The sequence below is a fragment of the Bacillus sp. HMSC036E02 genome, from assembly GCF_001836235.1.
Lineage (GTDB): Bacteria > Bacillota > Bacilli > Bacillales > Bacillaceae_G > Bacillus_A > Bacillus_A cereus.
Genome location: NZ_KV827868.1, coordinates 80,487 through 89,557, shown reverse-complemented (window position 1 = coordinate 89,557; position 9,071 = coordinate 80,487). Strand labels below are relative to the sequence as shown.

The window sequence follows — 9,071 nt, the reverse complement described above, 5'->3', positions numbered from 1 at the left end:
AAAATTCTATGCAGTATTGACTACTGATAACGATAATTATGTAAATAAGCTGTCCACATGGGCAGTTTATTTTATTTTTGTCTTAGCTTGTTTTTCAAAATGTTAGTGGTATCTCTATACGGTTACTCATAATTTTCGCACTGTGTAACTCAAAAGAGAAAGTGAAATGAAATCAATGATATCAAGGGATTCAACGAAGAGTTCAGTTACACACAATATAAGATATGGGTAAGTCATAGAGAACTTGAAATAATATATTAATTACTTAGTGAAAATAGTATGGATTAAGAAGATAATGATTTCAAATCGTCAAAGTAGAGAAAAAGATACGAATGATTAAATTTAAATGTGGGTTATAAAATTATTAATATAAATATAACGATTTTAAAAATGGTCAATGACATTTTCCTCAAAAATGGAAAAGTTGATATAAAAGCACATAACCGTTTACAGCCCAAGACATATAGTGTCAGTGTAGTGATAAGCAAGTACAACATGACTGCAATGAAAAATTATTTTTCTGTTAGCTTGTTTTCATTACGAGTTAAATTAATAGAACTTCTGTTAGTTATTATGAAACGCATCTTTGTTATAGGATCGGGGGGGAATATCTTGGCTGCAGAAAAAGGATATAGAAGTGGTTGTGGTTATGGCGGAGGATTTGCATTACTAGTCGTATTGTTTATCTTGCTTATTATCGTTGGCGCTGCTTGTTTTTGCTAGTTTATGAACTTCATTTTTTTCTAGAGAGGAGGAGTGTATCTTGGCTGCAGAAAAAGGATATGGAAGTGGTTGTGGTGGTTATGGCGGAGGATTTGCATTACTAATCGTATTGTTTATCTTGCTTATTATCGTTGGTGCAAGCTGGTGCGGATATGGTGGTTTTTAAGTAACAACCTTCTTATATCACCAAGAATAAATAAAGGGTTGCTTCACGTAGTGTGAAGTAATCCTTCATTGATATAGTTTAATATATGTTTAGAATATATAATGTGTTCGTTATGAAAGGAGAAAAAAATGGGATCTAGCCCATATTTTAATAAAAATGTTTCGTATCAAACTTCATCTATTCCAATAACCGAAGTAACTCAGAAGAAAAGTCGAATAATAGCGGCCGAAGCTGTTACACTTTCCAAAACGAATAATGAAACAACCAATGAAGCAATCAATGGAACGACTGATGAAACATTAAAAAAACAGAAAAATAATTCATCTGATTATTCGCCATTCCAAATTAATATTCCTTATTTTAATATAAAAATAACTTCGACAGAGATATTAGGTGTTGCTAAATCCGTATTTATGCAAGCTCTTATTCAAAAGGTTCAAGATCCGGTATTTTTAATGAATCTTTTGAATAGTGAAGGTGGAAAGAAACTACTTAATTTAGCAGGTGATTTTTTTAAAGATACTGCTACGAAATCAGAAAATGATAAAGATGAAAACTAACATCAGCCTTTATTGATATACATCTCTTTGATAGCTCTAATTTCATAAATACTACAATCACAAAAGATAGGGATTAAAAATAATCCCTTCTTTTGTGAGCATAATTGCATTTTTCATTGTAATTATATGTAAATCAGATAATAAAAAGTGAAAGGGTTATGGCCGTTTTTTGGCAGGAAATGTGCCGGTCTTTTTGGAGTTAACGTGATATATTTGTATTGTGAGAAGTGGCGGAAAACACAACTCATAATATACCTTTATAATCTATAAAATCAATTAATGGATAATATGAGCCGTATGATGGCTACTTCCGCAAGCCAATTAGGAGGATTAAAGACCGTCATGAGTGGTGTATATGGAAGTATGTCAAACAGTAGACAAGCCATGACAAATAGTGTATCAAATCAAGTCATTAATAATTCTTTCGGATCATCTGGCGGTGGAGTTATTCCAATGCTTGGTGGAGATTTATTGAAGTACCCGTAAATTTAGAAGGAAGAGACGTGGCACGCGGTACTTATCGGCTATACAACCGAGTATCAAGAAAGAGAAGAAAAGAGAAACTCAGCCTTTTAGGTTTGGGTTTCTTTTATTTTATAAAAAAACGGAGTGTCAAAATGAGCTCTTTTACATTCAACAATCAACGAAAAGAATATATCCAACTAGAAAGAGGATGGAGCCCGCCAACATGGGAACCTCTAAAACGTAAATTCTTAAACACGCCTGGATATCCAGGCGCAAGATTATTAGGAATGGAAACAGATCCTCGTCGACTTTCTGTCCCTGTGGGAATTATCGTTCCAGATGGAACAGATTTAGAAACGTTAAAAGAAGAAATAGCGACATGGTTAATTACTGAACAAGCAACCGAGCTAACTTTTGATACAAAACTAGATAGAACATATATAGCTGTTATTGATGAAGATTTTAATGTTGATAATTTTATGAGTTTAGGAAAAGGCACCTTAAAATTCATTTGTCCAATGCCTTATAAACTAGGCCCAAGGAGAAAAATAGATTTCAAATTACAAGGAAGTAGATTAATTACAAATATATCGAATAATGAGAGTAAATATTCTGATCCTACGTTCATAGTTAAGGTAGAAACTCCCTCTACTTTTATTGATATTTCACGAAAAAAGGAAGAAGAAATTCAACATTTTCGTATGGGATACCCTGTTTCTGTGGAAGAACGAACAGTCGAGAAAGAACAGCTTGTTATGCACGATGAAATGAAAACAATGGTTGGTTGGAATCAAAATGGTCCAAACACTAACGAAGGTGAAAACACAGGAACTCTAAAGTCAGATAGTGAGCGCTTTGTTATAGATAACTTTGGTGCAGGTAGTACATGGCATGGCGGAGTGGCTAGGAAAAGTTTAAAAGAACCGCTACAGGATTTTACTGTTGAAGCAAACGAAGAAACAGGTGAGTATCTAACTTTTGAAAAGATTAACGGTGGGAAGTTATACGTCGCTGATGCAGATGCCTTACAACGTTGGACAGAAGATGGTTCACACAAATATGACATCTATAGTCCACAAACAGAAGATCAAAATATGTCAGCCGAAAGATTAAAACAACTAACGGAAGCGGAACTAAAGAAACGTATTAATAGCACTGTACAGTATGAAGTAACTCCAATTGCATTAGAAAAGATATTTGGTTTATCTCATGAAAAAGTAAATAAGGGCGATATTGTCCATTTCAAAGATACAAAATTTACGCCACCTTTGTTTTTAGAAGCACGTCTTATCGCAGCGGATGAATGTGATACAAATGCGGCAAATGATAAATATTATTTTGGTGATTTTAAAGAAGTAGAAGATACGAGAAGTCTGTTAGATCACATGTATGCCCAAGTTATGGGCAGTCTAGCTGGAAAAGCAAATAAAGGCTTGTTAGATAAGTTGGAAGAACTTGTGAAAGAGACAAATGAACAAGTTGATGTTGTGAAAAAGGAATCAGAAGCAGCAAAAAAGTTAGCAGAAAAAGTACAAGAAAACCTTAAAAATTATCAAACAAAAATTATTGAAAGCGCAAAACCACCGACAATCGGTTTAGAAAATGGAAAAACCTTATGGTTAGATATTTCAAACGGCAAGCCTGGCATCCTCAAATTATGGAAGAATGGCAATTGGGAGTCGGTTGTTCCTGATATGGACAAAGTAAAGGAAGATACCTTAGAGCAAGTCAACAAAGATATTGAAACCACAAAAACAGAGTTGAATAAAAAAGTTCAAGAAGCACAAAATCAAGCAACAGGACAATTTAATGAAGTGAATGAAAGATGTTGAAGATTACGTTGGTGGAATTGGTAACCAAACGGTTTTACACAATGTCTTGTAGAAGAACGACACGAAATATTGGCAATTAACTTCAAACGCAGTAAGAGATACACAAGTCACTTATAAGAGGTGCAATTCACTTAGTGTTATTACTACAGGTAATATGACTTATTCTTTATCCTGTTTCTTTCTTAGTTGTACCTAGCGCGTTTTTATAATTCTTTATTTAATTCCTAATTTAAAGAACAAACTATCCAAAATAACATGATTTATATGACTATGTATACTCTTTTTGAAAAATATTGTAATTAATTAACATTTGAAACTATAACGCAAATTATTTAAATAATATATCTAAATTTATCGTTATCACAATGGTGCTTGTCTTTAAATTTTCAGCAATCATTATTCCAGGAAATCTTTTATGCCTCCCTTCAATTAGGGTCAGTATTATTCTATGTTTTAGTAAAAAAACTGCTTGTTTATTAACCTATTATTATACTTTTATATGATAGAGAGCTTTCTACTAGATATAGAATTCATAAAAACTATGCTAATTTTTAAGGGAGAGTGGATAGAACTACTGATTATGAAATTAATCAACACACATTTATCAAAGAAAATATTCTAATTTAAAATAATTTCTTATTTTGGAGTATACTGTTTTGAATGTATATTTCAAAATTGAATAGGTAAAAGATTTTATGTAACAACAAATAAAACTTCAGTATATGTAAAGCGATTTTTTACGAATATATAGCTTGATAAAAATAAAAATCATCATTTGGTAACCATGTTCATATCGTGATATCCAAAATTAAATTCAAGATAACTCATGTAATAAAGACTTCATAATTTTACCGAATATGCGAGATACGTTGAAAACAGAATTTGTATTCCTCTAAAAATATTAATTTTCAGAATTTTCAATAAAAATGATTAGATTATACTAACTTAATGATAATGATTAAAAAGGCTACTATAGAACCCAAACATTAGTAGAAGAAAGACATATACAAGTATTATGAGTTTGAAAATTTCATAAACTCTAAAATCTTATAAAAAGAGGAGCATAAAACATGAGCGAACAATGTCCAATTAATGTACCATGTCAGGTAGCGGGACAAACCCAAACACCATTAAGTGATGAGACTGCAACACCAATTGTTACTCCAGGAGCACCTATTGTAAAGATTCCAGTTGTATTAGCTGAAAGAACGCTTCAAATTGTTGTAGAGTCCGATATTTCATTAGAGCCTCCAGCAGTCGAAATTAAACGCATCTTAAAAAACGTATTTTTAACACAATGTAAGTTAGTGCCTGTAGCATTCGTACCAGTACCAGGTACACCTTACCGACGAGTTACAAGAGCGAAATTATTTGTACAAGGCTATATTCGTAAAAATATTGAATATGCAAATGACGAGTGTAATGGAGTTCTATATGATCGTATTGCAAATGTTCCATTTTCTGGTTTTGCAGATCTGACAGAAGGTGATTTTCTATCATTAGCTTTAGTAGCTTCTTCTTCGGACACTACTTCTCATTTTATAAATCCTAAAAACGGTGATTTACCACGTCTAGACAAATATTTCTTTGAAAATGCAGTTTTTTATAACGAACAACCATATTGTGAATTAGTAAGCGCTCAATTTTTTGAATTAGACTTTTCACCTTGTCCTACAAACCTAAACGAACCATTTGATACGCTTCGTGAAAAAATTGTACTAGATCTTACTTTAAAAGTTTTACAAGTACAACAAGTACAAGTAGCACTATAAAAATAAAAAGAAATTGTCTTTGTTAAAAAGACAATTTCTTTTTTATTTTTATACAACATATATAATGATGAAATGGTCACATACAAAAAACAAATTTTTTGAATTTCATCAGACGGGGGGATGGTGATGAAAAATCCATGGATTGGTAAGGGGATATGGGATGAAATTTACAAGTATAAAAAACTGAATATACAAGATAATTCACACGAAAAAAGAGGGGGAAAAGAAGAAATACCACATGAATTAAAGGGAGAATATGTAGCATCAAAATTAGAGAAAGAAGGTAAAGCGTCTGGATCACAAATAGGGCCTTTAATACGCTCACTGGTGGTCAAAACTCCATTTTCTATTTTTTCAGAAGTAACTAGTTTTAAAATATTTCCAAAAATAAATGTTAAAAATCAAGAAGCATTTGTATTTAGGAATGAAAAAGGTGTAGAAGGGCGTGAATTAGATTGTAAGTTATTAACTACAGTGCAACAATATTATTCGGATAGTTATTGTAAATTAGTTTCTTTAAATCTTCATGAGAAGAGAATTCATTTTGAATTATATAACCAAAAAAATAAAGGGAATAAAGAAGAGAATAAGGTAGAGGCATCTTCATGGATTCCTATTCACAGTATAATATTAGAGAGTGAAAATGGGGGAGACGTAAATAATTTTATTACAGCGAAACTACCAATAGAAATAGGAAGATATAAAGGTGAAATTAGTTTACGAGAAAAGGTTGTATTTAAAGAAAAAGTCATAGGAATAAAAGAGGTTGAACAGGAGATTATTTTGACAAAAACCGAATTTTTAATACCAAAGGTAAAAAAGAATGAGCAAAATACACTTACAGTTGAAAAAGGGAGCTTATTGGTAGAAGGGTATATATATCAATGTATTGAATACATATCAGAACAAAGTAAACTTCATGATAATGAGCATCAGTTAATACAAAATATTGTATTGGAGTTAATCATTCAAGTAATACAAGAACAAGAAGTACAAGTGCGAATTAAATAAAAATAATTATATTCCCTCGATTAGCTGATTATTTTTATTCGTAGTGTATCGATGGGTATTCTTTTGTAAATCATTCAGTGCTGCAAACTATTTGTTAAATGGTTTATCCTTGATAAATTCAATTTTACATTGTTACTAAATTGTATGAATCTCCTCTGGTTTAAGTTTTAAAAAAGTGCTAACAAGTTTGCAAGCGATCTTGCTAACACTTATACAGAATAGACATAAATTATCGCTGATATGTCGTTTTTAAAAATAGTCTTAATCAGTTAAATCACACTTATACGAAATGCTTATAAAAACCGTCTTAGTATCAAGAATATAACATGTTAGGTCAAACAAACCTTGATATAACAATGTTTGTTTAACTTGAATTTGTAAAACATTTACATTTTATAAATGCAAGTTATCCAAATCAACGTAATTATAAACATAAACATGATTAACACCAATCGGTTTACGTGACATTCGTATATTTTAAGTCTTTGATAAATAATACAATTTAAATTTTGCAGATCAGTAGAATGAGGAAATATGCTTAGAGTATTAGCGAAACCCAACCCTAATCAATTCTTCATCATTTATTTCAATTACGAATCTATATTCTTTGTCTAATAGCCAGTAATAAAAACTGACTGCATCAACGTCAACTAGTGATTGGAATACTTTATCAAGATTTGTACTTACTACAGGGATTTCATAGTTATCCCATATTATAAAAATCTGTTCGTCAAAATCTAGTTGGTTTGCTCTAATAAGGGAAATTATTTGTTCTTTGTTCGAAGCTATGAATTGGTTATCTATCTGTTCCCAATCTATTCTTCCCGAGACAGTTATAGGAAATGAATTCATTAAAATAGTAGCAATCTGCTGGCTTTTTTCTTGGGAGAAAATGAGAGTTTCGTTTCCTAGGGATTCAAGGCATTCATTAAACAAAGGGTTTGTATCATTTCTGTTTTTTGTTTTCAGTGCTCTTAACTTTTGTCGCAATTTCCATTGTCTTGACGATCTATCATCCATTTTTAACATTCCTTATACAATTATTTAAGAATGAGTATAGCATATAAGGGAAGTCTTTATGAAAAGGAACTTTTTAAATATAAATTAAACAAAAGTGTTATTTGAAAAAAGGGCCTTTTACGGAAAGATAAGAGGCCATCAAAAAATATAACAACATAAAAATTTTATATTATGTATATACAATTTGAAAAGTTTACTGGAAATAATAAAATGTATAAAATTCTTATAAAAAAAGCCCTAGGATTAGGGGGGCTAGGGCTTACTTTGTTGGTATATCTCACAAGATATTATAAAAAGAAAAAGAACTTAATGAAGATAACACATGAATGTTTCGTAAATGTATCAAAAAAGTGAACAAAAGCGTTATTTTAAGGACCATGATATATTATCAAGGGCTGTATAAATATAACTATACATTAGGTAAAAGAGATATTTCGGATTGTATTTTTGTTTCCAGTTCATAATAATCACCTCTCATACAAATAGTTTAATTATATTATAAGGTTATTAAAGAGAATGTTAAGAAAACTTGATATGAATTAAGGTGAATTTAAACAAACTAGTAATTGTCATTAAAAAGCAGTTAGCTTTTGCTAGCTGTTTCACTCACTGGAAGTTTTTTTATGTAATTTAGATAAAGAAACTAGCCATTAAAAATATTGCTCCTATCAAAATTAGAGAATCAACTAAAATCAAGAACTGTTTTTTCTGTGGCTTTTGAAATTCCTTTATTAATCTAAAAACTGAACTTACTCCGAAACAAATGTATAACAAAATCATTATTATTTTTAGCATTACTAACACTTCTAATATATTAATTATGTATTGGAGAATATATCCATATAAGTTTTTAATAAAATTCTTATTTAAATAGAAAATGCCAGCTGAAATGTCAAGGGCGTATCAGCTGGTACTGAAATAGATATTAACTTTTAATATTAGGTTTTTTAGTTCCTACTTTTGCTCTTATTTTTAGAAGAGATTGTACCAAATATTGCTCCGGACATTGCTCCAATCAAAGTCATAAAAATTGCACTCCATGCTGCAAATGACATAATTACACCTCCTAATAATAAAATGCTACAACTATATTAATTATTATATATGAATTTAATAATTTAAAGTGGGGGAAAAGTTAGAAAATTATACAAAAGTGTTAATTCAATTAAAAAAAGAGCCCCACTATAATGGCTGCAAGGCTTCATAAGGTCGAGTTGTGTCGTACTCACAAGGGATTTTAACATGAATGTTGTGGTAAACATACTAAATGTATCTAATTTATTTAGAGCAGTTATTTTAAACAAAAACAATATTTGGTAAGTATATTATTTTTAACAAAAATTTAATTTTATGGAAATTAAAACCCTAGTTTCCTAGGGTAATGGTATAACAGCCAAATATATTTTATTCTTATATATCTTAACTTAATATTACGCTAAAAACATCAGGTAAGTGTAACCAATTGCAGAAAATAAAAGAGCAGCTAGCAAACGCTAACTGCTCGGTTCTCCAAGGGGGAACA

General features: G+C 30.7%; 7 protein-coding genes and 1 pseudogene. 7 read left to right on the top strand and 1 reads right to left on the bottom strand.

Going from position 1 to position 9,071, the window contains the following annotated elements; genetic code table 11:
- Positions 1 to 612: 612 nt before the first annotated feature.
- From HMPREF2590_RS29625 to HMPREF2590_RS24240, 7 genes and pseudogenes are all read left to right on the top strand, one after another.
- Complete coding sequence (locus HMPREF2590_RS29625; RefSeq protein ID WP_000718602.1) at positions 613 to 723, top strand: YjcZ family sporulation protein; 111 nt, start codon at positions 613 to 615, stop codon at positions 721 to 723.
- Positions 724 to 763: 40 nt separating this feature from the next.
- Positions 764 to 889: a YjcZ family sporulation protein gene (locus tag HMPREF2590_RS29620; RefSeq protein ID WP_000718599.1), complete on the top strand. Its 126-nt coding sequence runs from the start codon at positions 764 to 766 to the stop codon at positions 887 to 889.
- Between the two features lie 128 nt (positions 890 to 1,017).
- Positions 1,018 to 1,449, top strand: a complete 432-nt coding sequence (locus HMPREF2590_RS24255; protein ID WP_000535863.1) for a hypothetical protein — start codon at positions 1,018 to 1,020, stop codon at positions 1,447 to 1,449.
- Positions 1,450 to 1,719: 270 nt separating this feature from the next.
- Positions 1,720 to 2,025 (top strand): annotated as a pseudogene (locus tag HMPREF2590_RS29615) (phage tail tape measure protein); the annotation flags it as partial.
- A gap of 41 nt (positions 2,026 to 2,066) precedes the next feature.
- Complete coding sequence (locus tag HMPREF2590_RS24250) at positions 2,067 to 3,746, top strand: distal tail protein Dit (protein ID WP_002098405.1); 1,680 nt, start codon at positions 2,067 to 2,069, stop codon at positions 3,744 to 3,746.
- A gap of 1,070 nt (positions 3,747 to 4,816) precedes the next feature.
- Entirely contained in the window at positions 4,817 to 5,518 is a 702-nt protein-coding gene (locus HMPREF2590_RS24245; protein WP_001294982.1) for a CsxC family protein, read from the top strand.
- 126 nt (positions 5,519 to 5,644) lie between these two features.
- Positions 5,645 to 6,529, top strand: coding sequence for a BC_2427 family protein (locus HMPREF2590_RS24240; RefSeq protein ID WP_070861602.1), 885 nt, complete (start codon positions 5,645 to 5,647; stop codon positions 6,527 to 6,529).
- A 546-nt stretch (positions 6,530 to 7,075) separates the two neighbouring features.
- Here HMPREF2590_RS24240 and HMPREF2590_RS24235 read toward each other — a convergent pair.
- Positions 7,076 to 7,549 (bottom strand): CDI toxin immunity protein, encoded by a 474-nt coding sequence (locus tag HMPREF2590_RS24235; RefSeq protein WP_000342732.1) that lies wholly within the window; start codon positions 7,547 to 7,549, stop codon positions 7,076 to 7,078.
- Positions 7,550 to 9,071: the final 1,522 nt, after the last annotated feature.